Here is a 25,513-nt window from a genome sequence, read left to right as displayed (position 1 = left end):
GTATAGATACCTGAAAGGATGGAGACTTTTACATGAATTTTAAAAAGATCGGTGTCATCGGCGGAGGCACAATGGGACAAGGGATTGCCGAAATGCTGGCAGCCAAGGGCCTGGATGTTATGCTGGTGGAGAAAACTGCAGAAAGACTGAACTACTCCTACGAAATGATTGAGACCAGTCTCGACAAACAGCTGGAGAAATGGGCGATTACCCAGGCGGAGAAGAAGCTGATTCTGGCCCGCATCCAAAAAGTGACACATTTCGCTGAACTCAGCTCCTGCGATATGGTCATTGAGACCATCGTTGAAGATCTGGAAGCGAAGCAAAAGGTATTCAATCAGCTTGATCAGGTGTGTCCGAGCCACATTATTCTTGCCAGCAATACGTCAACGCTCAGCTTGACGGAGCTTGCAAGCTCGACAATGTATCCGGAACGCGTGATCGGCATGCACTTCATACATCCTGTAGGAAAGGTAGATCTGGTTGAAATCGTGCGCGGCCTGAAGACCTCAGACAGCACTTTTGAAGATACCAAAGCCTTTGTTGATGAGATTGTAGAGAAAAAAGGCGTCATGATCTACGAATCCCCCGGATTTGTATCTTCGCGCCTCATTTGCCTGTTCATTAACGAGGCTATGCATGTGCTGCAGGAAGGTGTCGCTTCTCCTGAAGATATTGATGACGCTATGCGTATTGGCTACCAGTTCCAGAACGGGCCGCTTGAAATGGCAGACCGCTTCGGTCTGGATTCCGTTCTTGCCGCACTTGAGAACATGTTCCGTGAATACGGCGAACTCAAGTATCGTCCATCTACAATTCTCAAAAAGATGGTGCGTGCCGGACAACTGGGTACAAAATCGGGCGAAGGCTTCTTCAAGTATGACAAGGATGGTGACCGGGTATGAAAGTATTAGTAATTAACGCAGGCAGTTCTTCTTTGAAATATCAGCTCTATGACATGACGGATGAATCCGTACTGGCGAAGGGTCTTGTAGAGCGTATCGGTATGGATTCCTCCATTCTGACTCACAAACCAACCGGTAAGCAGGAAGTTACAGAAGTCAGTGAAATTCTGGAACACACTACGGCTATCCGCAAGGTTCTGGCTAATCTGACTGACAAAGAGCATGGCGTCGTTGCTTCCATCAACGAGATCAATGCTGTGGGACATCGCGTGGTACACGGCGGAGAGAGCTTCAAGGAATCCGCGCTTGTCACTACGGAAGCCAAAAGTGAAATCCGCCGTCTCTTCGACCTGGCTCCGCTGCATAACCCTGCTGCGCTGCTCGGAATTCTTGCTGCCGAGAGCAATATGCCGGGTGTACCTCAGACGGTTATTTTCGATACAGCCTTCCATCAGACGATGCCAGAGAAAGCATACCTGTATGCAATCCCAAGAGTGCTGTACAGCAAATATAAGATCCGCCGTTACGGCTTCCACGGTACTTCCCATGATTATGTAAGCAAGGCAGCGGCAGAATTTGTCGGACGTCCTCTGGAAGAACTGAAGATTATTACTTGTCACATCGGTAATGGTGCAAGTCTGACGGCTATCGAAGGAGGTGTATCTGTAGATACTTCCATGGGTATGACTCCGCTTGAGGGTCTGATGATGGGCACGCGCAGCGGTGACATTGACCCGGCCATTGTTCCTTATGTGATGAACAAGGAAGAATTGACTCACGGTGAGGTCAACTCTATGCTTAACAAGCACAGCGGTATGCTGGCGATCTCCGGTATCAGCAGCGATATGCGTGAGATCATTGAAGGGTACGAGAAGGGCGAGCCGAATGCTTCTCTAGCTTTTGAAATGTATGAATACCGTCTGCGCAAATATATTGGAGCTTATACCGCGGCCCTTAACGGTGCGGATATTATCGTCTTTACCGCCGGTGTAGGCGAGAATGCTTCACTGCTCCGCGAGAAGGTGCTGAACAACCTGTCTTACCTGGGCATTGAGCTTGACGCAGAAGCCAACAAGGTTCGCTCGGGAGATCCGCGGCGTATCTCTACAGAGAATTCCAAGGTACAGGTCCTTGTGGTACCCACGAATGAAGAGCTTGTGATAGCACGCGATACCTATCGTATTGTGCAAGGAATCAACGGCTAAATTAGAGGAGAGATTGTAGGCATGGCTAATAAGAGTGTAATCAAGAACGTGAACGAGCATGTCGGAGAGAGTGTTGTGATCGGATCTTGGGTCAACAACAAGCGCTCCAGCGGTAAAATTCAGTTCCTGCAGCTTCGCGACGGTACCGGGTATATCCAGGGGGTCGTGGTGAAATCAGAAGTGCCTGAGCAGGTCTGGAATGATGCCAAGAGCCTGACCCAGGAAAGCTCACTGTATGTAACCGGGATTATCCGCGAAGAGCCCCGCAGCCAGTCGGGCTACGAGATGACGGTTACGGGAATTGAGATTATTCATCTGACCGAGAATTATCCGATTACCCCGAAGGAGCATGGTGTCGATTTCCTGATGGATCACCGTCATCTCTGGCTGCGTTCCTCCAAGCAGCGGGCAGTTATGGTGATTCGTGCGGAGATTATCCGCGCGGTTCAGCAGTTCTTCAATGAGCGTGGCTTCACGAAGGTAGATCCGCCGATTCTGACGCCGACGTCAGCAGAGGGGACAACCAACCTGTTCCATACGAAGTATTTTGAAGAGGACGCGTATCTGACCCAAAGCGGACAGCTGTATATGGAAGCCGCAGCAATGGCTCTGGGACGCGTATATTCGTTCGGGCCTACCTTCCGTGCAGAGAAATCCAAAACCCGCCGCCACTTGATCGAGTTCTGGATGATCGAACCGGAAATGGCCTTCACGGATCATGAAGAGAGTCTGTGCGTGCAGGAAGAATTCATCAGCTTCGTGGTGCAGTCCGTACTTACGAACTGCCGGGCCGAGCTGGAAGCGGTTGGCCGCGATGTCTCGAAGCTTGAGAATATCAAAGCTCCGTTCCCGCGGATCAGCTATGACGATGCCATCAAGTTCCTGAATGAAAAAGGCTATGAAATCGCCTGGGGCGATGATTTCGGGGCTCCTCACGAAACGGCAATTGCCGAAATGAGCGACAGACCGGTATTCATTACCCATTATCCGGCTTCCTTCAAGGCCTTCTATATGAAGCCGCATCCTGAGCGCCCTGAAGTGGTGCTGTGTGCGGATATGATTGCTCCTGAAGGTTACGGGGAGATCATCGGCGGATCACAGCGTATCGACGATCCGGCGCTGCTGGAGGCCCGCTTCAAAGAACATAATCTTTCGATGGACACCTACAAATGGTACATGGATCTTCGCACCTACGGCACGGTTCCACACTCCGGCTTCGGTCTAGGGCTGGAACGTACAGTTGCATGGATTTGCGGTTTGGACCATGTGCGTGAGACGATTGCCTTCCCTCGTACACTGTACCGTCTTTACCCGTAAGGAAGGGCAAAGGGGGCTAACGTATGGACGGAAAAGGTTGGAGTACCTGGGGCGAAGGCGTTGCTTTTGGCCTGGAGAACGGAATGGCCGTCATTCCTTATGCACTCTTGAAATATTACAGGAAGCTGAATCTCACCGGCAGTGAGGCGATGCTGCTGATTCACCTGCTCTCCTTCAGGCAAGTGGAGGGCATAGACTTCCCTTCACTGGAGGAGCTGCAGGCCGTAACCGGGCGCAGCATCTCAGTGCTTGCCGGAGAGCTGCAGAAGCTCATGAAGGAAGGGTTCATCAGCATCGACGGAGATAACGACGAGCTGCGGGACATCCACTATGAGCGCTACAACTTCTCCGGCCTGTACGCCAAGCTGGGCGCTTATCTGGCGGAAATCGCGCAGGCGAATCCTCAGGAGAAGCCGGGCCGGTCTGGGAGTGAGCCGGGTTCACGGGCAGCCGCCCATTACTCCGGGGCTCCCGCCCCGGAGGGCGGTTATGGCCGTCCGGCTGCACCGGCTGGTCAAGACGCCGAGGAGAGCCGGAGTCTGTTCAGTATTTTCGAGAAGGAATTCGGCCGCCCGTTGTCACCGATGGAATGTGAGTCCATCTCCGGCTGGGTGGATGAAGACCGTTATCCCGAAGAGCTGATTCTGCTGGCGCTCAAGGAATCTGTCTTCGCCGGCAAAGTTCATTTCCGCTATATTGACCGCATCCTGCTGGAATGGGCCCGCAACCGGGTCAAAAACGCCCAGGATGTCAAAGCCTATTCCCAGAAGTTCCGGGGTGGGGGACGGTAAGTGGGCTGTGGGTGAGCTTAAGCGAGCCGTTGGTTAGCTATAAGTGAGCCGTTGTGAGCTGTTGGTGAGCTATAAGTGTGAGCCATAGGTGAAATGTGAGTGAGTTATACATGAGCTGTAGGTGAGCTTATAAGCGAGCTGTGAGTGGACTATTGGTGAACTTTGAGTGAGCTGTTGGTATGCTAGGAGTGAACTGTAGGTGAACGAAACAGCTTAAAGTTAGAATAATTGGATTGAGGGGCAGACTGCCCCGGATCAGCATGAACACCCCCGCAGCTTCCTGCGGGGGTGTTCATGCTTCATGCGATGGTTGGGAGTTCGTCTGTTGGGAGTAAAAGTGAAAGTCCCCCGCAGTGCCCCCCATTCCGCCGGAAGCAGGCGGGAGGCGGGAATAAAGAGCAAAAGTGCGCCCCATTCCGCCGGAAGCAGGCGGGAGGCGGGAATAAGGAGCAAAAGTGCACCCCATACCGCCGGAAGTGGGCGGAAAGCGGGAATGAAGAGCAAAAGTGCACCCCATACCGCCGGAAGTGGGCGGGAAGCGGGAATGAAGAGCAAAAGTGCACCCCACGCCGCTGAAAGTCGGCAGGAAGCGGAAATAAGGAGCAAAAGTGCACCCCAGGCTGCTGGAAGTTGGCGGGAAGTGGGAATGAAGAGCAGAAGTGCACCCCATTCCGCCGGAAGTAGGCGGGAGGCGAAAATAAGGAGCAAAAGTGCACCTCATTCCGCCGGAAGCAGGCGAAAATTGGAAATCAGAGTTATAAATCTCACTGAATCCTCCGGAAGCAGGCGGAGTGAAGAAACCAAAGGTATAAATCCCACTGATTCGGCAGAAAGTGGGCGGTATGAAGAAACCAAAGGTATAAATCCCACTGATTCGGCCGAAAGTGGGCGGTATGAGGAAATTAAAGGTATAAATCCCTCTGATTCCGCCAAAAGTGGGCGGTATGAAGAGACCAAAGGTATAAATCCCACTGAATCCCCCAGAAGCAGGCGGTATGAAAAAACCAAAGGTATAAATCCCACTGAATCCGCCAAAAGTGGGCGGCATGAGGAATTCAGAGGTATAAATCCCTCTGAATCCGCCGAAAGTGGGCGGCAAGCAAGATTCAAAGGTATAAATCCCACAGATTGACGGAGGCTGCGGCCTAAGCTCCAACGTGTTTCACAGAGTTCGGTATGTATCAAAGAGTCCAGCGTGTTTCAAAGATCTTAGTGTGTTTCAAAGATCCCAGTGTTACACAGAGTCCACGATGTTTCACAGCTTAAGTTAGTTTTGTTCTTGTCATTACACGTAGGTTACCCGTAGATTGCAGTAGACAGCAGACAACCTGCAGTTCCTTCCTCTGGAAGAATCTGCGGGCTGTCTGTGTTAGAAACAGTAGCTCAAAATAATAACAGGAATAATGCCAATAGATTAACGCAGCTCGTTCTCAAGAGCCGAGCCCATTTCACGGGAGCGTTCGGCGCAGCGGTTGACCGCAGCGATTACAGTCTCGAAGAAATCACCGCGTTCCAGTACTTCAATCGCCGCTTGGGTAGATCCGTTCGGCGAGGTAACCTTTTTGCGCAGAGCGGCTGGTTCTTCACCGGTCTGCTGTACCATTCTTGCTGCTCCGAGCACTGTCTGGACAGTCAGCTCGCGGCTCTGCTCCAGCGGCAGTCCGCCGCGGATACCGGCGGCAATCATCGCCTCCATCATGTAGTAAATGTAAGCCGGTCCGCTGCCGGAGATGCCGGTTAAGGTCTCCATCCGTTCTTCATCAATGACAGCCGTTAAGCCAACCGCTTCAAAAATGTTAAGCGCAGTACGGCGGCTCTCTTCGCCAACCTCCTTGGAGAAGGCGATACCGGTTGCCCCGAGGCCGATGGAGCTTGAGGTGTTAGGCATCGAGCGGACAATGGGCTGCGGTGTGCCTAGCAAGCCTTGCATCGTACGGATGGTCAATCCGGCGATCACGGAGATTACGAGCTGATCCGGCGACAGCAGCGGGCCCAGAGTGCGGAGTGCCTCGGCTGCGTCTTTGGGCTTCATCGCCAGGACGATGACTGGCGCAGTGCGCAGGGCCTCGGTTTTTTGCTCAGGAGCATTAGTGCCGAGAACGCCATAACGGCTGCGGAGTTCAGCCAGGCGTTCGTTGCTGCTGCGGTTCAGCATAGTGATTTTACCCGACTCCACTACATTCCGGGCGATCATTCCCCGCACAATGGCTTCAGCCATGGAGCCTGCGCCATAAAAAACGATATTATGATTGATGAGCGGAATTGCTGGTTGCTGGCACATGGCTGGCAGTCCCCCTATAAGTTGAGTGAGTTATCCCCTGATTTGGCCGGAGCCGTGAATCATATATTTGGTTGAAGTCAATGCAGGCAGCCCCATAGGACCGCGGGCGTGAAGCTTCTGTGTACTGATGCCAATCTCGGCGCCGAATCCGAATTCAAAGCCGTCCGTAAACCGGGTAGAGGCATTATGATATACAGCCGCAGCATCAACCTCCTGCAGGAAACGGGCAGCCTGAGCGGCATCCTCTGTCACAATACACTCAGAATGCTTGGTGCCGAACTCGGAGATATGTCCGAGAGCCACCTCAAGAGTGTCCACGATGCGAATATTAAGAATATAGTCGTTGTATTCCGTGGCGAAGTCCTCCGGTGATGCAGGCAGAGCCCAAGGGATTAGAGCTACCGTATCCGCGCAGCCGCGCAGCTCCACACGGGCTTCGCGGAAGGCTTCTGCGAGTGCAAGCAGATGCTGGTCTGCATAAGTACGGTGAACCAGCAGCGTCTCCATGGAATTGCAGACCGAAGGCCGCTGTGCCTTCGCGTTCACACTAATGCGCTCTGCCATTTCCGGATTGGCGCTTGCATCCAGATAAGTATGGCATATGCCTGCACCTGTTTCAATCACGGGTACTGTAGCATTAAGCACCACATTCTGTATCAGGGAGCTTCCCCCGCGCGGGATGATAACATCCAGCAGTCCGTTCAGCTTCAGCATTTCATCTACGGAGGAGCGGTTCGGATCTTCAATCAGCTGCAAGGCATCCGGAGGAAGGGCTGTTCCCGCAAGCGCGCGGTGCAGCACCTCTGCAATCGCACGGTTAGATGAGAGGGCGGAGGAACCGCCGCGCAGGACGACAGCGTTGCCTGTTTTGAGGCACAGACCGGCAGCATCAACGGTTACGTTAGGGCGTGCTTCATAGATAATACCGATTACCCCAAGCGGGACCCTTACCTTCTCGATGAAAAGACCGTTGGGCCGTTCAATGGTCTCCAGATTGTCGCCAACCGGATCTGGCAGCGCAGCGATCTGCTGTAAGCCTTCAGCTATACTGTCAATCCGTGAGGTATCCAGTGCCAGCCGGTCGAGCATTGACTCTGGCGTGCCGCTGGCCCGTCCGCGCTCCAGATCCTCGGCGTTGGCGGCAATAATGTAGTCAGCCTCTGCACGCAGAGCTGCGGCCATTGTAAGCAGTGCTTCATTTTTCTGACCGGTAGTCAGGCTTGCTAGCACTCCGGTGGTCGCTTTGGCCAGCGTTGTTTTGTGTACCACTTCACTCATGACCATTCCCCCTAAAAGTTTTGTGCGCATATGCTTCTCTGAAAGAGCTTCTTACAAAACTCGCTTCGAAAGCATACGCTAAAAGCTTGGTGAGCATACGCTAAAAGCCTGGTGAGCTTAACGAAGCGTAATCCATTCGTCACGGTGGATAACCTCCAGCCGGTGTACTTCACCCAGCTTGGGAACAATCTCGCGGCTGGGAAGCCCCTGGATGCTGCGGAGCTGGGTATCATCATAATTGACGATGCCCCGTCCCAGCAGCTTCGCATCCGGGCCGAGCACTTCAACAACGTCCCCGGAATGAAAGCTGCCTTCGATGCGCCGGACACCGACCGGCAGGAGGCTGTGGCCTCCGTGCAGCAGAGCCTCAACGGCTCCGTCATCGACGTATAATGATCCCAGCGGTGTGGACATGAAGCCCAGCCACTGCTTCTTGACCGGCAGGGAGGAGAGGGTGGTGGCAAAATACGTGCCTTTGCCGGTTCCGGCCGCTGCGAGTGATAAATCGCCGGGTTCCGTCACCCTGCCGACGAAGACCGGGACGCCGCCCCGTGTGGCAATCTTGGCAGCGTCAATCTTGGATCTCATGCCGCCGGTGCCTACACTTGAGCCTGCACCGCCTGCAATCGCATAGATTTCCGGCGTGATCTCTTCAATATGCTGATACCGCACCGCATCGGGATGCTTGCGGGGATCGCCGCTGTACACGCCGTCCATATCGGTCAGCACCAGCAGGTGCGAAGCCTTCAGGAGATTGGCGACCAGCGCCGACAAGGTATCATTATCGCCGAATTTCAGCTCATCCACCGATACGGTATCATTCTCGTTGAACACGGGGACGGCTCCCTGCCGCAGCAATTCCTCAACAGTCATCATGGCATTGTTCATGGCCCGGCGGCTGCAGAAGTCCGTGCGGGTCAACAGAATCTGTGCGGTGGGGATGCCATGCTGTGCGAAGGCCTCCTGATAGGCCTGCATCAGCATAACCTGTCCTACCGCTGCCGCTGCCTGCTTCTCATGCAACAGCCTTGGGCGGGAGGAATAGCCGATGCCCCGGAATCCGGCAGCCACAGCCCCTGAGGTTACCAGCAGCACTTCACAGCCGTCCTTGCGGAGGGCGGCAATCTCAGATGCGAAGAACGCCACCGCTTCCCGGTTCAGGCCGCCTTCAGGACCCGTGAGCGAGCTGCTGCCGATTTTGACCACAACTCTTGTTGTCATTGTCTTTCACTTTCCTCTCGAGTATAAATACCTGTTAAGCCCGAAAATGACAAAAAGCCCCCATCCTTAGACTTAGCAAAGGACGAAAGCATGATTAACTTCCGCGGTACCACCTTCATTGATGAGGGTTCATCCGACTTCATTCTCATAACGGGAGTATCCGTCCTGCGGGGCAGGCCGCTCGGGGGTAGGATTCAGAATGGTCATCCGCGGTAAATTCTCCCAGCCTTCAGGAATTTACTCTCTGCACACGAATATACGCCAATTCTTACTGGTCCCGTCAGCACGTTTCACTATTTGACACTTAGGATACCATGGGGCAGCGGGGTTTGCAAAGAGGCGCAGACAAATTTATTCCGGCAGTGCTGTCAGCGGATTGGATGTTTGGGCTTCAGGGGAACGGGTAAAATACTTATAATCTATGACCAGGAGGTGGATGATTTGAGTAAGAGCAGCGATGCAAGGCAGGATCAGAGTCACAATGCCAAGGAAGCCGCCGAATTTCAAAATCAGACGATCCGCGAATTTGTAGAGGAGAAGGCCGGAGATAACCGTACCAAGGGACCTGTTGACGGGAGCACAGCACGCCTGCCCGATGATCAGAACCGTCTGATTTCACAGCATAATCTGCGTAAATAATATTCTAGATATACTAACGTGCAGCAATGCCCGTCCGGCTTTCCTTCATAAGCCGGACGGGCATTTGACGTTATTAACGCTTATCTAGGAGTTCTAGTGGTCTGTGAGACCTGCAACGGTTGCCTTGAAGGTTTCAATAAAAGCTTCCGCCGCGCGGGATAAATAACGTCCGCGCCGGTAGGCAATTACCAGGGTGCGGCTGGGCACCGGCTCCGCCAAGGGAAGATAGACCGGCACGAACTCGCTCCGGGGAGCGCGCGCGATGAAATGCGGCACCAGTGTAACGCCCATCCCGGCCGCAACCAGCGACTGCACCGTCTCCATATTGTTGCTCTCAAAAACAATCCGCGGTTCAAATCCGGCTGCGCGGCACAGCTCCACTGTCATTTTACGGAAGCCCTGCCCCTCCTTAAGCACAATGAACGGTTCATCCTTAAGCTCTGCCAGGCTTGTGCGGATATCCTGCGATTCACGGCCAGCCAGCGGGTGCTCCGGCGGGACTGCAAGATCAATCCGCTCCTCACCAAGCACCTCGTAGGCCAGAGTCGGAATGGCGAGCGGCAGAGAGAGGAGGCTGAGATCGGTCTGTCCGCTGGCTGTCAGCTTCTCCAGATTCATGGAGGAGTCCTCCAACAGGGTGATTTCGACCTCGGCATATTTATGCTTGAATACAGGCAGCACATGCGGCAGCAGATGCGCTCCGGTGATCGGCATGCTGCCGACCATAACACGGCCGGTGCGCAGCTGGGAGATGTCGGACATCTCTTGTCTGAGCAGCTCCACGGCATCAATAATAACCTGGGCCTGTTCAACGAATTTCTCACCGGCATGGGTCAGCTCCACAGAGCTGGTATTCCGCTGGAAGAGTAGCACCCCAAGTTCCTTCTCCAGCTTGGACAGCTGCTGGCTGAGCGAGGGCTGGGCGATATGCAGCTTCTCTGCGGCGCGGGAGAAGTTCCGTTCGGCTGCAATCTGCAGCGTATATTGCAATTGTCTAAGTTCCATACATAAGCTCCTTTAATAGGGTGGATCATCTCTTTATAAGTATAACCTATGAACCCTATAGAAATCATATCTTGGAATTATAAACGTACTGATGTTATATTTAGAACATTCAAGAGGGACTCCACACTCTCTTCAAATGAACGATTCTACTATATGAGGTGAAATTCATGGGCAACAAGACAATGTTTGAAAAGATTTGGGATAATCACGTTATTCATCAAGAAGAAGGCAAGCCAAGCATTATTTATATCGATCTTCATCTGGTTCATGAGGTTACTTCTCCGCAGGCCTTTGAAGGACTGCGCCTGAGCGGCCGTAAGGTCCGCCGTCCGGGACTTACCTTTGCTACAATGGATCATAACGTGCCTACCAAGGACCGCTTTAATATTACCGATCCGATCTCCAAGCAGCAGATTGATACGCTCTCACAGAACTGCCGTGATTTTGGTGTAAGATTGTTCGATCTGAATGATATTGACCAGGGTGTCGTTCACGTTATGGGACCTGAAATTGGCCTGACCCATCCCGGCAAGACGATTGTCTGCGGGGACAGCCATACCTCCACACACGGAGCATTCGGTGCCCTGGCCTTCGGAATCGGTACCAGCGAAGTTGAACATGTGCTGGCCACCCAGTGTCTGCAGCAGTCCAAGGCCAAGACCATGGAGGTCCGCTTCACCGGCAGCCGTAATCCGGGAGTGACTGCCAAGGATATGATTCTCGGCGTGATTGCCAAATACGGAACAGACTTCGCTACAGGATATGTTATTGAATATACAGGTGAAGCTATCCGTGAACTGTCTATGGAAGAGCGCATGACCGTCTGCAATATGTCGATTGAAGGCGGAGCAAGAGCGGGACTGATCGCACCGGATGAGACGACCTTCAACTATCTGCGCGGACGCCAGTATGTACCGCAGGGCGAAGCGTATGATGCCGCAGTGGAGATCTGGAAGGGTCTTGTAAGTGATGAAGGCGCTGAGTATGATACCGTCGTGGAATTCGATGTTGAAACACTGATTCCGCAGGTTACCTGGGGCACCAGCCCGGGTATGGGTACGGATATTAACTCCCGTGTACCGAATCCTGCTGACTTCACCACCGAGAATGAACGCAAAGCAGCCGAGAAGGCGCTTGAATATATGGATCTGGTTCCTGGCACTCCTATCTCTGAAATCGGGATTGATTATGTCTTCATCGGTTCCTGCACCAACGGCCGGATTGAAGATCTGCGTGCGGCGGCTGAGGTTGCCAAAGGCCATAAGGTATCCGACAAAGTTACAGCAATCGTTGTGCCTGGCTCGGGACGCGTGAAGATGCAGGCCGAGAAGGAAGGTCTGGACAAAGTCTTCACCGAAGCCGGTTTTGAATGGCGTGAGGCCGGCTGCAGTATGTGCCTGGCGATGAATCCGGATGTTCTCCAGCCGGGACAGCGCTGTGCATCTACTTCCAACCGGAACTTTGAAGGACGCCAGGGACGCGGCGGACGCACGCATCTGGTCTCTCCTGCTATGGCGGCTGCGGCTGCAATCAAAGGGCGGTTCACGGATGTACGGGATTGGAACTACAAGACGGAAGCCGTCAACGCATAGAATATTTGAGAGAGCAGGAGGATACAGCAAATGGAAGAATTTAAGAAGCTAACAGGAATTGTAGCCCCGGTAGACCGGGTGAATGTCGATACGGATGCGATTATTCCCAAGCAATTCCTGAAACGGATTGAGCGTACGGGGTTTGGACAATTTCTTTTTTACGAATGGCGTTTTGATGAAGCGGGACAAGACAATCCGGAATTTGAGATGAACAAACCGCGTTATCAGGGAGCCTCTGTGCTGATCTCCCGCGCGAATTTCGGCTGCGGCTCCTCGCGGGAGCATGCTCCTTGGGCGATCATGGATTACGGCTTCAGAGTGGTGATTGCCCCGTCCTATGCCGACATCTTTTACAACAACTGCTTCAAAAACGGCATTCTGCCGATCAAGCTCTCCGAAACCCAGGTTGATGAGCTGTTCAGCCGCACGGCTGAGCATGATGGCTACACCCTTACAGTGGATCTTGAGAACAACAAGCTGAGTGACGATTATGGCCTTGCCATCACGTTTGAACTGGATGAGCACCGCCGGCAGTTCCTGCTGCAGGGGCTGGATGATATCGGTCTGACGCTTCAGCATGCGGATGAGATTGCCGCTTATGAAGAACGCCATGCGGCCAAGCTTTTCGCCTAAACTGGGGAAGAGATTCGTCAAGTTTACTAATTTTACACAAAACTTCTATTTCCGGGTGTCGGAAATAGAAGTTTTTTTGTTATAATCGAGATATTATTGCCTGCGTAGGCAACTTTTGGGGATTAGTGTCGTCTTAATCTTATCTGCAAATCTATCAATCGACCAAAGGAGAGGAAAGGATGAAGAAAGCCGGACAACGGATGTTGCTTCTATTACTGCTGCCATTGCTCCTACTGTCGTTCGCCGGCCATGAAGCTGCGGCAGCCGGGACAACGCCCGGGAAGATCGTGATGGACAGCAAGGAGCTTGCCCTGCCCAAAGGGGTGATCCTTGAGAACGTGAATGGAAGCGTTATGATCCCGATCCGCGTAGTGGTGGAGAATCTTGGTTTTGAAGTGCTGTGGGAACAGAGCAGCCGCAAAGTAACCGTCCAGCAGGACGGTAAGTCTGTCCAGCTCGCTGTGGGCAGCACAACGGCCCAAGCCGATGGGGTAAGCCTGACGCTCAACGCCGCGCCTAAGCAGAACGGCGGTACTGTGCTGGTGCCTATCCGTTTTGTCGGTGAGCAATTCGGACTTAGCGTCGGCTGGGATAATACCGATAAGACGGTCTACTTAAGCGGGGGAGTGCCAAGTGATACACCGGCCACTGCCAATCCGCTGCCCACAGCTACTGTAGCGCCGGCAGCCTCATCTGTGCCTGCTGGAGTGTCTGCTTCACCGTCTCCGACCCTTCCGCCTCAGACGGGCACAGAGATTCCGGAAGAGGTAGGAGGAAGTATTACAGCTACCCCGACTCCAGCAGCTACATCACCGGTAGTCAAAGGGGCTGTATTCAGCGAGAACCGGCTGATTGTCGCCGCTGCCGGCGGGGCCAAGGCTACGGTTACGAGAGTTACCGGACCCGACCGGATTGTAGTGGATTTTGCCGGAGCGGTATTCTCCCCTGATTTCAGCGGGAGCTTCCCGGGAGTGTCCACCGGCGGCAGTCCGCAAGGCAAGCTGGATGTCAGCGGTTACCCGCATATATCCGAAATACGTTACGCGTTGTTCAGCGCGAATCCTGCAACCGTCAGATTTGTCATTCAAACGACGGGCTACCAGAACTATCAGGTCAGCACGGATGAGAGTACCGGACTGGTCACTATTGATCTCAATGCGGCGAATAGCGGGCCGGGGACACCCGTGAATCCGGGATTCACCGGAAGACCGGTTATTGCACTGGATGCCGGGCATGGGGGCAAGCAATCGGGGGCTGTCAGCCTTACCGGCAAGCTGGAGAAATCCTTCAATCTCGCAGTGATCCTTAAAGCCGGGGCTATTCTTACACAGGAAGGCTGGGCAGATGTTATCTATACCCGTACTTCAGATGTTACGCTGGGTCTGCAGGACCGGGTGAATATTGCCCAGGCGGCGAACGCTACACTGTTCGTGTCACTGCATGCGAATTCACTTGATAAAGGATACCCGAACCGGGACAAAGTCAACGGAAGCGAAACCTACTACAGCCGCAGCGAAAGCCTTCCACTGGCCGAAATCATGCAAAAGCATCTCGTAGCGGGAACTGGCTTCAAGGACAATGGTGTCCGCTCGAAGAGCCTGCATGTTACCCGGGAGACGAAGATGCCTGCGATTCTGCTGGAAGCCGGTTATCTGACCAATCCTGGAGACGAAGCCGCCTTGTACAGCGAACAGCTGCAGGATAATCTGGCCCGTGAGATCGTAGCTGGAATTAAGGAATATCTGGGCTTGTAATCACAGGGAATACACAGACATTTCCACTTTGTATGGTATTTATTCGCAACTTTTAAGTTCTAAGGGCGTCTTAACTATGTCGAAGGTTGTCAGTTGGCATGCCATCAAGAACGCTCGAGTGGGGGCGGAATACTAGAGTCTTAGAGGTGAAGAATGAAGAAATTTGCTTTGATGCTGTTGCTGATGCTGCTCTTTGTTGTGGTGCTGCCGGGGCATGGACAAGCCGCTGCCGGCCAGAACAAGATCCTCCTGGATGGCCAGGAACTGACTGCAGGACAAGGTGTTCCGGTGGAAAATGTAAATAACTCCATCATGGTGCCGCTAAGAATGATTGCTGAGAACCTTGGATACAAGGTGGACTGGAATCAGACAAGCAAGACCGTTACGATTGAACAGCAAGGAAAGACCATGCAACTGATTGTAAATCAGACGGCTGCCTCCGTTGACGGGAAGACGGTGATCCTGAACACGGCACCTCTCCTGCGGAACAATACGACTCTCGTACCGATCAGGTTTATCGGGGAGCAGTTCGGACTTACAGTCAAATGGGATAACACGAAAAAGATTGTAGAGCTTATTACCCCGCAAGTTCCTGATCCTAACATTGACACAGGAGAAGGTAACGGAGGCGGCGGGGGTGTTGTAGTGCCGCCGGGCGAACCGGCAAGCAACCTCAGCATGATTAACGGCATAAGCTTCAATGAGAACAGGCTGTCCATAGCCTTGGAGGGCAACGTCCAGCCTAGTGTCAGCAAAATGAGCGGGCCGGACCGGATTGTGATCGATCTGCCGAATGCCACGTTCTCTGATGTGTTCGGTTCAGGACAAGCGCTTGATCCTAACCTGAACGGCAAGCTCGAAATTACGGATTATCCGGATGTATCAGGTGTCCGCTATTCGCTGTATAGCACCGATCCGTATACTGTGCGTTTTGTAATTGATCTGAATACCGCCAAAAATTATAGCGTGGATGTATCCGGGGACAGCTCCAAACTGATTGTTGTCGATTTGAATGCACAGAGTACAGTAGATACCTCCACTCAGCCTGGCAACAGCGGGCGGAAGCTGGTAGTGCTCGATGCAGGACATGGCGCCAAGGACTCAGGGGCTGTAGGCGTTACCGGCAAATATGAGAAGAACTTTAATCTGGCCGTCATTCTGAAAGCGGCTGAGCTGCTGAAGCAGGAGAACAAAATTGATGTGGTGTTGACGCGCAGTGACGATACTTTCCTTGAACTGAAGGACAGGGCGGCAATGGCCAACAACCTCAAAGCGGATTTGTTCATATCCGTCCACGCCAACAGCAGCGGGTCATCTGCTGCGAGCGGAACGGAGACCTATTATCAGCGGGAGGCAAGCAAGGCCCTGGCGAATGTGATGCACAAGTATCTTGTAGAGGCTACCGGACTTAGTAACCGGGGTGTGCGTTACGGCAACTTCCATGTCATTCGCGAGACGAAGATGCCTGCGGTACTGCTTGAAGTCGGTTATCTCAGCAACAGAAAAGATGAGGCGCTGCTGTTCACCGAAGCATTGCAGAACAGCGTTGCCGCATCAATGGTAAGTGGGATTAAAGAATATCTCGGAATTCAATAACAGCGGGCGGCAGCAGGGGCTGCAGAGTCGGATTTGGACCCTATTTTGAGGTCAAAAGGACTTTGCGGCCCCGGCCTGCCCGTATTTATCTGGAGGGGGTTCATCGAAATGAACAAGAAATTGACATATGCAGGAATGGCAGCAATACTGCTCCTGGTAATTTCGGGCTGCGGCGATAAACCTACGGCTGCACCGGCGGCCACATCCGCTCCGGAATCAATCTCGGTATCCAGCGGTGCTGGAGGAAACAATGCCGTGAATGAGAGCCCCACGGCTACACCGGAGGCTACAAGTACACCAGAGCCAGAGCCTACAGCAACGGTGACTCCGGCAGCTACCGATAAGCCGGCAGCTCCTGAGAAGCAGAGCCTGCAGATTAAGGCTTATTATACGGACCAGGAACAGAACGAATTAGTTACGGCGGAGGTCTCTATAACCTTTAAGGATGCCAAGGACAAATATACAGAAGCCTTCAAAACGCTGCAAAACAGCAGCGATGCCAAGCAAATTCCGCTATGGAACAAGATTGAACTGAAATCGCTGGAGTTCTCGAATGGACAGATTGTGCTGGATATCCATAAACCGGATGAGGCACAGCTTGGTGCAGGCGGCGAAGCCCTGGCCATCAGCGCATTGTCCCAGACCTTCTTCCAGTTCGATGAGGTCAAGAATATCGATGTACTGGTAGACGGAGAGCAAGTGGAGAGTCTTATGGGGCATGTGGATCTCGTGCATCCCATCACCCGTGAGAACAACGGATTGTAGGCATTAGGCAGGAATAAGCCGGATGGCTGACGAAAGTACCAACATAGAAAATTCAGATGAGCCATAGAGAGGGGAATATCGAATTGTCCGGTCCAAAAAGAATAAAACGTACGGTGCAATCTTATTCTGTTAAAGCGGTATCTGCCGTGCTGGCCGGTGCGATGGTGCTTGGCGGAGCAGGGACTGCTTTTGCCGATAACTCTTCAACCGGGGCAACAGTAGGTGCGGCAGCCCCGCAGACTGCTGTACAGGCTGGTGGAATCTTCAGTGATGTCAAGACAGGCTTCTGGGCCGAGAAACATATCTATAAGCTGGCGACCCAGGGGATTGTTGTCGGCAATAACGGTTTATTCCGTCCGGGGGATTCCGTTACCCAGCAGGAGGCTGTGCTGATGGCACTGCGCTTCATGAAGCTGCAGGGCAATGTGAATACAAGCGCAGATGTTGCCCTTCCGAATGACTTTCTTGTTACGAATTATTATAAGCCGTATGTGATCCTGGCCTTCCAGCAGGGACTTCTGGATAAGACCACCGAAATGGCAGCGGATAATCTCAAGAACTCGTGGGGAGAACGCAAGGCCAGCCGTGAATGGGTTGCGGAATTGCTGATCCGGGCTCTGGGTAAGGGCGCTTCAGCATCGGCGGCAGCCGGTAAGCCGACGGGGTTCGCCGATGATGCCAAGGTCTCTGCGAATAAGCGCGGCTACATTAACACAGCCGTGGAGCTGGGACTGGCGAACGGGCTTACGGGTAACCGCTTCGACCCGCAAGGCGCAGTTACCCGCGCACAGCTCGCTACCTTCTTCAGCCGTGCTGAAGCACATAATACGCTGGATTATGACAATACCTTCAAAGGAACAATCAGTTCATTGAAGGATGGCAAGCTGTCACTGTACAGTAATGGCGGCGCTCTGGAGTTTACTTTGAATGCGAATACCGCTTATTTCACAAGCAGCTCCGAGAACCGGATCTCTCTGAATGAAATTCAGCCCTACACGAAGGTCACTGTGATTGGAGCAACCTATAACGCCTCTTATGTGGAGCTGACTGATCCGGCCCTTCAGGTTGAACAGGCGGAAGGCGTATTTACCAAGCTTACACCGGGTATAATCTGGGTCGATTCAGCTAACGGATACGATCAGTATGGCTATGATGCTGCAACTGCCTTCCTGGATGTGAACGGGGCGGTCATTCAGCCTTCTTCCATTACCGCTGGCAGCAAAATTACGCTGCTCCGCGAAACCTTCAGCGGGTCCCGCAAGGTTGTGAAGGTGCAGGTCACTTCCGGTATCGTCAATAAGACGGCTAAGGGCACGGTTCAAAGCGTGGATGCTGCGGCCAAGAGCATTACCTTCAAGAATGCGGATGGCACAGTGGAAAGCTTCAAATGGGAAGACGGAACGACATTGTTCAGCTCCCAGAGTACGATCATCCAGCCGGCAGAATTGAAGACCGGAGCTGCAGTCTCTTATACCATTAAGGATAATGTGATCCGTTCTGTAGAAGTCACCTCTGGAGTAGAACGCATAGTGAAGGGCTTCATCTATGAGCTGACGGATTCCACGATCGTCTACCAGAAGAGTGATGGCAGCCGTGAGGTTAACCTGCTCGCAGCCACTCCGGCCATTGTTATTCCAAATGTCACCAGTCCGGTAATGACTGATCTGATTGCTGACAAAACAGGCGGAGACAACGTGCAGCTTACCCTGAACAGCAGTGATCAGGTGACGAAGATTGAAGTGCTTAGCCGTCAGATTGAACAACACACCGCAGCTACTGTCGTGGATTACAATTCTAAGACCCAGTACCTGACCTTTACAGATAATAATGGTAAGGCCCATGTGGTCAAATTGGATGAGAAAACAAAAATGGCTTACGGCGGATTGATTACGACTTCGCTGACCACCATGGGAGCAAGACTGACGGAAAACCGTAAGATAGATGTGACCTCCATTAATGAACGTGCGATGTCTGTTGAATTGACTACCAAATACACGGGAACCTTGACGGCCATTAATACTACGTCCAGAACGGTTGTGCTGAAGGTGGGCAACGGACAATTGCTGACGATGTCGTATCCGTCCTCCATTGATATGTTTGGCAAAAGCGGGGCAGCCATCACGGACGTACCTTTGAATGTGCCGGTAACGGCAGTTCTCTCAAACAATCAGGATACGATCTCGATTCTAAGGGTGACCGGGAGTACTCAGCTTGAGATAGCGACCGTGAATGCCAACACGAACAAGATGACTGTGAAATTAGAGGGCGGCAGCACCAGCAGCGAGCTGAATCTGTTATCTGTCCCGCTTACCAATGAAGCAGGACAGAAGATTGCACTCAGTGAGCTGAGGGCCGGAGATTTCGTGAACATCGCCTTTGACGGGTCCACACCGGTCTCCCTGCAGTCGGTTAAGCAGGTTGCCGGACAAGTCTCGGCAGTGGATGCGGCGGCGGGTACGTTCAGTGTGAAGGATTATGCCGGAGCCTCCCAGTCTTTCAATGCCAGTGCTGGAGTAAGAATAATGCGTGACGGCGTAGCTTCGACCGCTCTTAGCGGTATCAGCACCTCGGACCGGGTATGGGTACGTAAGGATGCGGGCGGTGTAATGATCATTTCTGTGTTCAGCCAGCTTAACCGGACCTTCGCCCGTTATGAGAGTGCAACGAATGAAGTGCTGACCAAACGCGCCACACTGAATGATAATTATAAGTTCGTGCTGGCTCCGAATGTATATATTCATCAAGGTGACACGACTTTACCCGTGCAATCTCTCAAAGAAAATGATAATATTATAATGTATTTCAACAACGACAAGGTTGTAGAAATTGTGAAACAATAATCGTTTTGGTGATTTTCCGTGTGAAACACCGTCTTGATCCCTGGTTCTGCCCTGGATCAAGGCGTTTTTTTTGAAATATAAGGGCAGCACGGTGTTCGCTTGAACGCTATGAAAGTATACGATATAATGTATCTTTGCTTATATTTCTTCAGACTTGAGACCGTATGACTGCGAGGGACAACTTGCGGGCATATACTCTGTGGAGGGGACGCTATGAAAGCTGCAGAGGTCCGCCACATCCTGGATACCATCGGAGGCATGTTTCCTGATGCGCATTGCGAGCTGAATCACAGCAACGCTTTTGAGCTTACCATTGCGGTGCTGCTCTCAGCCCAATGTACGGACGCAACGGTGAACAAGGTGACCGAGGACCTGTTTCAGAAGTACAAGGCTCCAATCGACTATATTTCCGTGCCGCTTGAAGAGCTGGAGCAAGATATCCGGCGCATTGGATTATTCCGCAACAAGGCCAAGCATATTCAGAACCTCTGCTCTATTCTGATTGAGCAGTATGGGGGAGAAGTGCCCCAGGCTCATGATTTGCTGGTAACCTTGCCGGGGGTCGGACGTAAGACTGCGAATGTGGTCGTGTCCAATGCTTTTGGCGTTCCGGCTATTGCCGTGGATACTCATGTGGAACGGGTAGCCAAACGGCTCGCACTCGCGGGCTGGAAAGATTCGGTGCTGGAAGTGGAGAAGAAGCTGATGAAGGCGGTGCCGCGTGAGGAATGGACGCTGACCCACCACCGGCTGATCTTTTTCGGACGATATCACTGTAAGGCCCAGAATCCGCAATGTCAGATCTGCCCGCTGCTGGATGTATGCCGGGAGGGCAAAAAACGTATGAAAACAGCTGTAATCAGGAAAGATAAGGTTCATACGAAACCTAACAAAGAATTAGAGAAGAAGAGGATGGGATAGAGATGAAATGCATTTCTGTATACACCGATAATTTTGAAGCTTTTTCCGATATTTTTGACCGTGTAGTGGACAGCCCGATGGAAGAGAATGAAGAGCAGGAAGTGGAAGGCATCACCATCAGCCATTCCGGCGATGTGCCTGAATTCTACCTGGAACGTATGTCTGTGAAACCAGAGGTTGTCGTAATGAAGGACAAAGCCCGCGGTTTGACTATTCTGCAGCACGGCAAGGTTTTTGAAATTCTGCTTCCAGTCCTGGAAACAGCTTAATTTAGTTTTTTACGATAGAGAGGTTGTCCGGTAGCCAGGAAGTGGCTGCCAGGACAGCCTCTCTTTTTTTGCATAAATTTGGGGGAGCTATATAAGAAGCACTAAAGAAAATAACAAAAAGCAAAAGAAACGGAGGGGAAATTTGGAACTGTAGGAGCGGTAGCGACCGCCTTTGTCACCGGATTTCATCAGCGAAGAGCGGTTCAAATCAAGAAATCTGGTGACAACAGCGGCCGGAAGTCCAAATGTTCACCGCAGTGACGGTGAAGCTTCAAGTTCAAATCTTAAGTGCGTCTTATATAGCGTGAAATAGTTGGAATTACAACACTTGCTATTGAAGAAATGGACGAGGGTGGAGAGGTAGTTGGAAAAACAACACTTAAATAATCAAAATTCCGTTAGAATGGCATAATCACTAGGAGCAGATGCTGTTTTTCCACTTGCTTAGCTGTAACTATCAAAAGTTGATAATTTAAGCTACAAATTTCCACTTGTTTGTCGAAAAGGAAACGTTCTCTTTCCCTCCAAAGGTGATATTGTTCTGGAAGGGTGTTTTGCGAAGTCTAGTTTTTCGTGAAGGATTATAGCTGATTTTGTAAACGTGTATATTTGATTTGTGACGATCTGATGATAAAATGGAATTGTTCTATTCTTGCAGTGAAGTAAGTCATACAAATGTAATAATTATGGAGATAGTTACTGAATTCAATATAACCTAAATAATAAGTTGTAGATTGCAGCAAAGGTGGGCTTGTCGTGGGAGCAGAACGGAGTAGGGTGGAAGAGCAAGTATCCGGTACATCAGCGCTTATGCGGCTGGAAGAACGGCTGAGCACATGGGGAGAAGCAGAGAGCGCACAAATTGTTGCAGATCTTAAGGTTAAGGAGCAGGCGGGTGAGTTGACTCTGGCGTTCTGCGGGCATTTCTCGGCGGGGAAGTCGAGCATGATTAATAAGCTCTGCGGAAAAGCCGTGCTGCCGTCGGGACCGGTACCGACCAGCGCAAATATTGTATCCATTCGCAGCGGAGCTCCGGAGGTACTGCTTCACCCGTATAACGGGAGTACCGCAAGGAGTGCCGAGGTAATTAAGACTACGCCGGGGCGTCTTCAGGATTACTGCCGCCAAGGGACTGAATATTCGGCGATAGAGGTCTGGGAGGAAATCCCGCTGCTTGGGGAGCACGGTGTGCTGATGGATACGCCTGGCGTGGATTCCACGGATGAAGGCCATCAGGCGGCTACCCGCTCAGCGCTGCATCTGGCGGATGCGGTGTTCTATGTGATGGACTACAATCATGTGCAGTCGGAGAATAATCTGGCGTTCGCCAAAAGTCTTAGCGACTGGGGCAAGCCGCTGTATCTTATCATTAATCAGATCGACAAGCACAGGGAACAAGAGATCTCCATGGAGGAATACCGGCAGCAGGTGGAAAGCGCTTTCCTTGAATGGGGCATTCATTCTGCCGGTCTTCTGTTTACTTCGCTCAAAGTGGAGGGGCATCCCCTGAATCAATGGAAGGACCTGCTGGCCGTGATCTCCGGTCTGCTGGAGCAGCGGCGGGAACTGCTGGACTACAGTCTATCCCGTTCTATGCACCATACTGCGGCAGCCGTACTTACGGCTTACCGTGAGGAGCAGGAGGAGGAGCGGGCCGGACTGCTGGAAGAGGCTGGCGGTACACAGGCGGAAGCCGTGGAAGCTGAGATTCGGGGGACCATGCAGGACGAAGCATTGCTGGAGGAGCGGCCTGAAGAGGCGCGGCTTGATCTGCGCAGCAGGCTGGACGTCCTGCTCGGGAACACCAATCTGATGCCGGCTGACCTGAGGGATGCGGCGGGAGGCTATATCGAGAGCCTTCAGCCGGGCTTCCGGCGCGGCCTCTTCTTCACCGCTGCGAAGCGGGAGAAGGAGCAAGCCGCGCGGCTGCTGCACTGGCACAGCCTGCAGATCCGGGAGATCACTGCCCAGCTGGAATGGCATACGCTCCAGCTTGTACGCGACTGGGCCGAAGGCCTGGGGCTGTGGCAGGAGGGGGCAGAGCCGCTGCTGAAGCAGGCGTTCCCGGCGGTGAGCCAGCAGTGGCTGGCGGATCAGGTGAAGCCGGGAACCGGTGCATCCGGCGAAGCGCTGCTTAATTTCTGCCGCACGCTTGCGGCAGAGATCAAGGCGCAGTTCCGCCGGGCGGTCCTGGCCTTCGGCGAGCCGCTGCTGGATGAGCTGCCGCCTCTTGTGGAGGAGCGGCGCGCGGAGCTTACGCGCCGCCGGGCGGCCCTGCAGCGGCAGGCGCACGCGCTCGCCGCGCTGGCCGCCCTGGACCGCGCGGCAGCTGCGCGCGCGGACGAACTTGCGGCGCTGCTGCCGCCGCGCCGCACCCTCACCCCCGGCGCGCTGCCGGGGGTGCAGCCCCTGGCGGCGGCTGCGCTGCGCGCCGCCAGCCCAGCGCAGCCGCTGCGCACCGCAGCAGCGGCAGAGCCTGCCGCCGCCCCGGCCTGGGCGGCGGGAACGGCACAGCCGGCAGGCGGACGCCGCCGGCTGACACAGGCCGCAGCGGCGCTGCACGCTGCGGCCTGGATGCTGCGCCGCGAGCCGGCTATGGCCTCGGCGGCGCGCAGCCTGGCGGCGCGGGCGGAGGATCTCGCCGGCGGCCGCTTCACCATGGCGCTGTTCGGAGCGTTCAGCGCCGGCAAATCCTCCTTCGCCAACGCCCTGCTGGGCGAAGAGGTGCTGCCCGTGTCGCCGCATCCCGCTACGGCGGCGGTCGGGCGGATTCTGGCCCCGGAGGGCAGCTTCGCTCACGGCACGGCGGCCATCACCATGAAACGCGCGGAGGATTTCTGGGAAGATATCCTCCATTCCTTCAGCGTGCTGCAGCTTCCGCCGCCGCAGCACGAGTCGTGGACCGCAGCGGTAGCCAGGCTGCAGACCGGCGGGCTTCATCCCTCCTCGCTGCCGCACGCCGGATTCCTGCGCGCGGCGGCAGCCGGATGGGAGGAATCCGGTCCGCTGCTGGGAACAGAGCGTAAGGTCAGCCTGGAGGAATACCGGGCTCTGGTTGCCGATGAGAAGCGGGCCTGCTTCGTGCAGAGCACAGACCTGTATTATGACAGTCCGCTGACGCGCAGCGGCATCGTACTGGTGGACACCCCCGGAGCGGATTCCCTGCACGCCCGGCATACCGGTGTAACCTTCGGTTACATGAAGAACGCCGATGCCATCTGCTTCGTGACCTATTATAACCATGCGTTCTCCAAGGCCGACCGGAGCCTGCTGGCCCAGCTGGGAAGAATCAAGGATAGCTTCGCGCTCGACAAAATGTTCTTCATCATCAATGCCTCAGACCTCGCTTCAGATGAGGCCGAGCTTGAATCCGTGAGGCAGCATGTAGCGCAGAATCTGCGGGCCGGGGGCTTGACCTCACCGCGGATCTACAGCGTGTCCAGCCTGCTTGCGCTGGAGGGCAAGTCCCGCGGAGTCAGAGAAGCCTACGAGGCTTCCGGGTTCGGCAGCTTTGAAGCGGCGCTCTCTGAGTTCGCAGGCGAGGAGCTGCCAAGATTGTCGCTGGCAGCGGCCAGAGACAGCCTAAGCTCTGTCCGTCTCCGGGCAGAGGAGTGGCAGCGGCTGGCGCTGATGGAAGCGGACCAGCGGGAAGAAGGAATGAAGCAGTTCCGGCAGCGCCGGGAAGCTGCGGATCTGCGGCTGGCCGCACTTGTCCAGGAGGACCGGCCGCTCCGGGACCTGCGCCGTGAGGGCGCAGAGCTGCTCTACCATGTCCGGCAGCGCATTGCCTTCTCCTTCGGCCGTTCCTTCCAGGAATCGTTCCATCCCTCCATTCTCCGGGAAGAGGCCGGGAATCTGAAGGACATCTTCATTGCCTGCGGGCGGGAGCTGGAGCGCAGCATCCTGCGTGAGCTGGAGCAGGAGCTGTGGGCAACCACCCTGCGGCTGGAGTCGGCAGGCCGCAGGTTCGTGACCCAGGCGGCAGCGGCAGCCGCCGCGGAGCTCTCCGTCCCGGAGCAGGAGCTGCAGCTCCTGGAGAATCCGGACGAGCGTTGGCCCGCACCGGTGAAGCTGGACTGCGTGCTTGCTCCCATGGACTGGGCCGGACTGTGGAGCCGCTTCAAATCCCCGCGCCACTTCTTCGAGGGCCCGGGCCGGGCAGAGATCCGCTCGGCGGCAGAGCCGTGGTTCAAGGAAGCGGTTGGAGCTGCGGCTGAAGCACAGGAGCAGCCGCTCTTAACATTCTATGCCGATGCGGCTGCGGCCGCATTATCCCTTGCGGCAGACCGGCTGCGTGAAGAGCTGTCCGAGCGGGAGGCAGCCATGTCGGAGCTTCTGAAAGGGGGTGATTCAGCGCAGCATTGGGGCGAGATTGCCGGAGAATTACGGCTTCAGGAGCAAGCTTTCGACGATCTGGTGGACAGCCATCTGTGAAGTTTGTAGGAAAATGTCGAAGAATGCTTGCAATCTGGTGGATGATGGATGAAAATAAAGAAGACTG

19 protein-coding genes are annotated in these 25,513 nt (G+C 53.9%); 15 read left to right on the top strand and 4 right to left on the bottom strand.

Features of this window, described 5'->3' with window-relative positions:
* Nucleotides 1–32 precede the first annotated feature (32 nt).
* The 5 genes from KDC22_RS20670 to KDC22_RS20650 all read left to right on the top strand — a co-directional run bounded on the left by KDC22_RS20670 (nt 33) and on the right by KDC22_RS20650 (nt 5,350).
* Nucleotides 33–905: a 3-hydroxyacyl-CoA dehydrogenase family protein gene (locus KDC22_RS20670; protein ID WP_173128977.1), complete on the top strand. Its 873-nt coding sequence runs from the start codon at nt 33–35 to the stop codon at nt 903–905.
* Nucleotides 902–2,110 carry an acetate/propionate family kinase gene (locus tag KDC22_RS20665; RefSeq protein WP_173128975.1) on the top strand — a complete coding sequence of 403 codons (1,209 nt, stop codon included), beginning with the start codon at nt 902–904 and terminating at the stop codon, nt 2,108–2,110. Before KDC22_RS20670 ends, KDC22_RS20665 begins: the two co-directional genes overlap by 4 nt.
* Nucleotides 2,111–2,131: 21 nt before the next feature.
* Entirely contained in the window at nt 2,132–3,427 is a 1,296-nt protein-coding gene (gene asnS / locus KDC22_RS20660) for an asparagine--tRNA ligase (RefSeq protein WP_211720193.1), read from the top strand.
* A gap of 23 nt (nt 3,428–3,450) precedes the next feature.
* Nucleotides 3,451–4,218, top strand: a complete 768-nt coding sequence (locus KDC22_RS20655) for a DnaD domain protein (RefSeq protein ID WP_211720192.1) — start codon at nt 3,451–3,453, stop codon at nt 4,216–4,218.
* A 544-nt stretch (nt 4,219–4,762) separates the two neighbouring features.
* Entirely contained in the window at nt 4,763–5,350 is a 588-nt protein-coding gene (locus KDC22_RS20650) for a hypothetical protein (RefSeq protein WP_211720191.1), read from the top strand.
* Between the two features lie 282 nt (nt 5,351–5,632).
* Here the strand turns inward: KDC22_RS20650 and proC are convergent, their stop codons facing one another.
* From proC to proB, 3 genes are all read right to left on the bottom strand, one after another.
* Complete coding sequence (gene proC / locus KDC22_RS20645) at nt 5,633–6,499, bottom strand: pyrroline-5-carboxylate reductase (protein WP_211720190.1); 867 nt, start codon at nt 6,497–6,499, stop codon at nt 5,633–5,635.
* Nucleotides 6,500–6,529: 30 nt separating this feature from the next.
* On the bottom strand, nt 6,530–7,777 hold the full coding sequence (locus KDC22_RS20640; protein WP_211720189.1) for a glutamate-5-semialdehyde dehydrogenase: 1,248 nt from the start codon (nt 7,775–7,777) through the stop codon (nt 6,530–6,532).
* A 117-nt stretch (nt 7,778–7,894) separates the two neighbouring features.
* Nucleotides 7,895–8,998 (bottom strand): glutamate 5-kinase, encoded by a 1,104-nt coding sequence (gene proB, locus KDC22_RS20635; RefSeq protein ID WP_173128962.1) that lies wholly within the window; start codon nt 8,996–8,998, stop codon nt 7,895–7,897.
* 441 nt (nt 8,999–9,439) lie between these two features.
* Here proB and KDC22_RS20630 point away from each other — a divergent pair, with 441 nt between their 5' ends.
* Nucleotides 9,440–9,637 (top strand): hypothetical protein, encoded by a 198-nt coding sequence (locus KDC22_RS20630; protein WP_173128960.1) that lies wholly within the window; start codon nt 9,440–9,442, stop codon nt 9,635–9,637.
* 93 nt (nt 9,638–9,730) lie between these two features.
* On the opposite strand, the gene KDC22_RS20625 is transcribed toward KDC22_RS20630, so the two are convergent.
* Nucleotides 9,731–10,642 (bottom strand): LysR family transcriptional regulator, encoded by a 912-nt coding sequence (locus tag KDC22_RS20625; protein ID WP_173128958.1) that lies wholly within the window; start codon nt 10,640–10,642, stop codon nt 9,731–9,733.
* 167 nt (nt 10,643–10,809) lie between these two features.
* On the opposite strand from KDC22_RS20625, the gene leuC reads away from it, so the two are divergent.
* From leuC to KDC22_RS20580, 9 genes are all read left to right on the top strand, one after another.
* Nucleotides 10,810–12,234, top strand: coding sequence for a 3-isopropylmalate dehydratase large subunit (leuC, locus tag KDC22_RS20620; RefSeq protein WP_211720188.1), 1,425 nt, complete (start codon nt 10,810–10,812; stop codon nt 12,232–12,234).
* A 30-nt stretch (nt 12,235–12,264) separates the two neighbouring features.
* Nucleotides 12,265–12,867, top strand: a complete 603-nt coding sequence (gene leuD / locus KDC22_RS20615) for a 3-isopropylmalate dehydratase small subunit (RefSeq protein ID WP_211720187.1) — start codon at nt 12,265–12,267, stop codon at nt 12,865–12,867.
* 179 nt (nt 12,868–13,046) lie between these two features.
* A complete protein-coding gene (locus tag KDC22_RS20610; protein ID WP_211720186.1) occupies nt 13,047–14,621 on the top strand; it encodes an N-acetylmuramoyl-L-alanine amidase family protein in 1,575 nt (524 codons plus the stop codon).
* A gap of 153 nt (nt 14,622–14,774) precedes the next feature.
* Nucleotides 14,775–16,217, top strand: a complete 1,443-nt coding sequence (locus KDC22_RS20605) for an N-acetylmuramoyl-L-alanine amidase family protein (protein WP_211720185.1) — start codon at nt 14,775–14,777, stop codon at nt 16,215–16,217.
* Between the two features lie 108 nt (nt 16,218–16,325).
* Nucleotides 16,326–16,982, top strand: coding sequence for a GerMN domain-containing protein (locus KDC22_RS20600; RefSeq protein WP_211720184.1), 657 nt, complete (start codon nt 16,326–16,328; stop codon nt 16,980–16,982).
* A gap of 56 nt (nt 16,983–17,038) precedes the next feature.
* Nucleotides 17,039–19,822: an S-layer homology domain-containing protein gene (locus KDC22_RS20595; protein WP_211720183.1), complete on the top strand. Its 2,784-nt coding sequence runs from the start codon at nt 17,039–17,041 to the stop codon at nt 19,820–19,822.
* 213 nt (nt 19,823–20,035) lie between these two features.
* Nucleotides 20,036–20,743 carry an endonuclease III gene (gene nth / locus KDC22_RS20590; protein WP_173128940.1) on the top strand — a complete coding sequence of 236 codons (708 nt, stop codon included), beginning with the start codon at nt 20,036–20,038 and terminating at the stop codon, nt 20,741–20,743.
* 2 nt (nt 20,744–20,745) lie between these two features.
* Complete coding sequence (locus tag KDC22_RS20585; protein WP_039308864.1) at nt 20,746–21,012, top strand: hypothetical protein; 267 nt, start codon at nt 20,746–20,748, stop codon at nt 21,010–21,012.
* 756 nt (nt 21,013–21,768) lie between these two features.
* On the top strand, nt 21,769–25,446 hold the full coding sequence (locus KDC22_RS20580; protein WP_211720182.1) for a dynamin family protein: 3,678 nt from the start codon (nt 21,769–21,771) through the stop codon (nt 25,444–25,446).
* Nucleotides 25,447–25,513: the final 67 nt, after the last annotated feature.

The organism is Paenibacillus tritici (assembly GCF_018207515.1).
Classification (GTDB): domain Bacteria; phylum Bacillota; class Bacilli; order Paenibacillales; family Paenibacillaceae; genus Paenibacillus_AQ; species Paenibacillus_AQ tritici.
The sequence above is the reverse complement of the archived record's forward strand: the minus strand, read 5'-3'. Positions and strand labels throughout refer to the sequence as shown.

Excerpts from the sequence above, each read along its gene's own strand:
- KDC22_RS20670 (WP_173128977.1), top strand. The coding sequence starts at position 33 with ATGAATTTTAAAAAGATCGGTGTCATCGGCGGAGGCACAATGGGACAA.
- KDC22_RS20665 (WP_173128975.1), top strand. The coding sequence starts at position 902 with ATGAAAGTATTAGTAATTAACGCAGGCAGTTCTTCTTTGAAATATCAG.
- asnS (WP_211720193.1), top strand. The coding sequence starts at position 2,132 with ATGGCTAATAAGAGTGTAATCAAGAACGTGAACGAGCATGTCGGAGAG.
- KDC22_RS20655 (WP_211720192.1), top strand. The coding sequence starts at position 3,451 with ATGGACGGAAAAGGTTGGAGTACCTGGGGCGAAGGCGTTGCTTTTGGC.
- KDC22_RS20650 (WP_211720191.1), top strand. The coding sequence starts at position 4,763 with ATGAAGAGCAAAAGTGCACCCCACGCCGCTGAAAGTCGGCAGGAAGCG.
- proC (WP_211720190.1), bottom strand. The coding sequence starts at position 6,499 with ATGTGCCAGCAACCAGCAATTCCGCTCATCAATCATAATATCGTTTTT.
- KDC22_RS20640 (WP_211720189.1), bottom strand. The coding sequence starts at position 7,777 with ATGAGTGAAGTGGTACACAAAACAACGCTGGCCAAAGCGACCACCGGA.
- proB (WP_173128962.1), bottom strand. The coding sequence starts at position 8,998 with ATGACAACAAGAGTTGTGGTCAAAATCGGCAGCAGCTCGCTCACGGGT.
- KDC22_RS20625 (WP_173128958.1), bottom strand. The coding sequence starts at position 10,642 with ATGGAACTTAGACAATTGCAATATACGCTGCAGATTGCAGCCGAACGG.
- leuC (WP_211720188.1), top strand. The coding sequence starts at position 10,810 with ATGGGCAACAAGACAATGTTTGAAAAGATTTGGGATAATCACGTTATT.
- leuD (WP_211720187.1), top strand. The coding sequence starts at position 12,265 with ATGGAAGAATTTAAGAAGCTAACAGGAATTGTAGCCCCGGTAGACCGG.
- KDC22_RS20610 (WP_211720186.1), top strand. The coding sequence starts at position 13,047 with ATGAAGAAAGCCGGACAACGGATGTTGCTTCTATTACTGCTGCCATTG.
- KDC22_RS20605 (WP_211720185.1), top strand. The coding sequence starts at position 14,775 with ATGAAGAAATTTGCTTTGATGCTGTTGCTGATGCTGCTCTTTGTTGTG.
- KDC22_RS20600 (WP_211720184.1), top strand. The coding sequence starts at position 16,326 with ATGAACAAGAAATTGACATATGCAGGAATGGCAGCAATACTGCTCCTG.
- KDC22_RS20595 (WP_211720183.1), top strand. The coding sequence starts at position 17,039 with ATGAGCCATAGAGAGGGGAATATCGAATTGTCCGGTCCAAAAAGAATA.
- nth (WP_173128940.1), top strand. The coding sequence starts at position 20,036 with ATGAAAGCTGCAGAGGTCCGCCACATCCTGGATACCATCGGAGGCATG.
- KDC22_RS20585 (WP_039308864.1), top strand. The coding sequence starts at position 20,746 with ATGAAATGCATTTCTGTATACACCGATAATTTTGAAGCTTTTTCCGAT.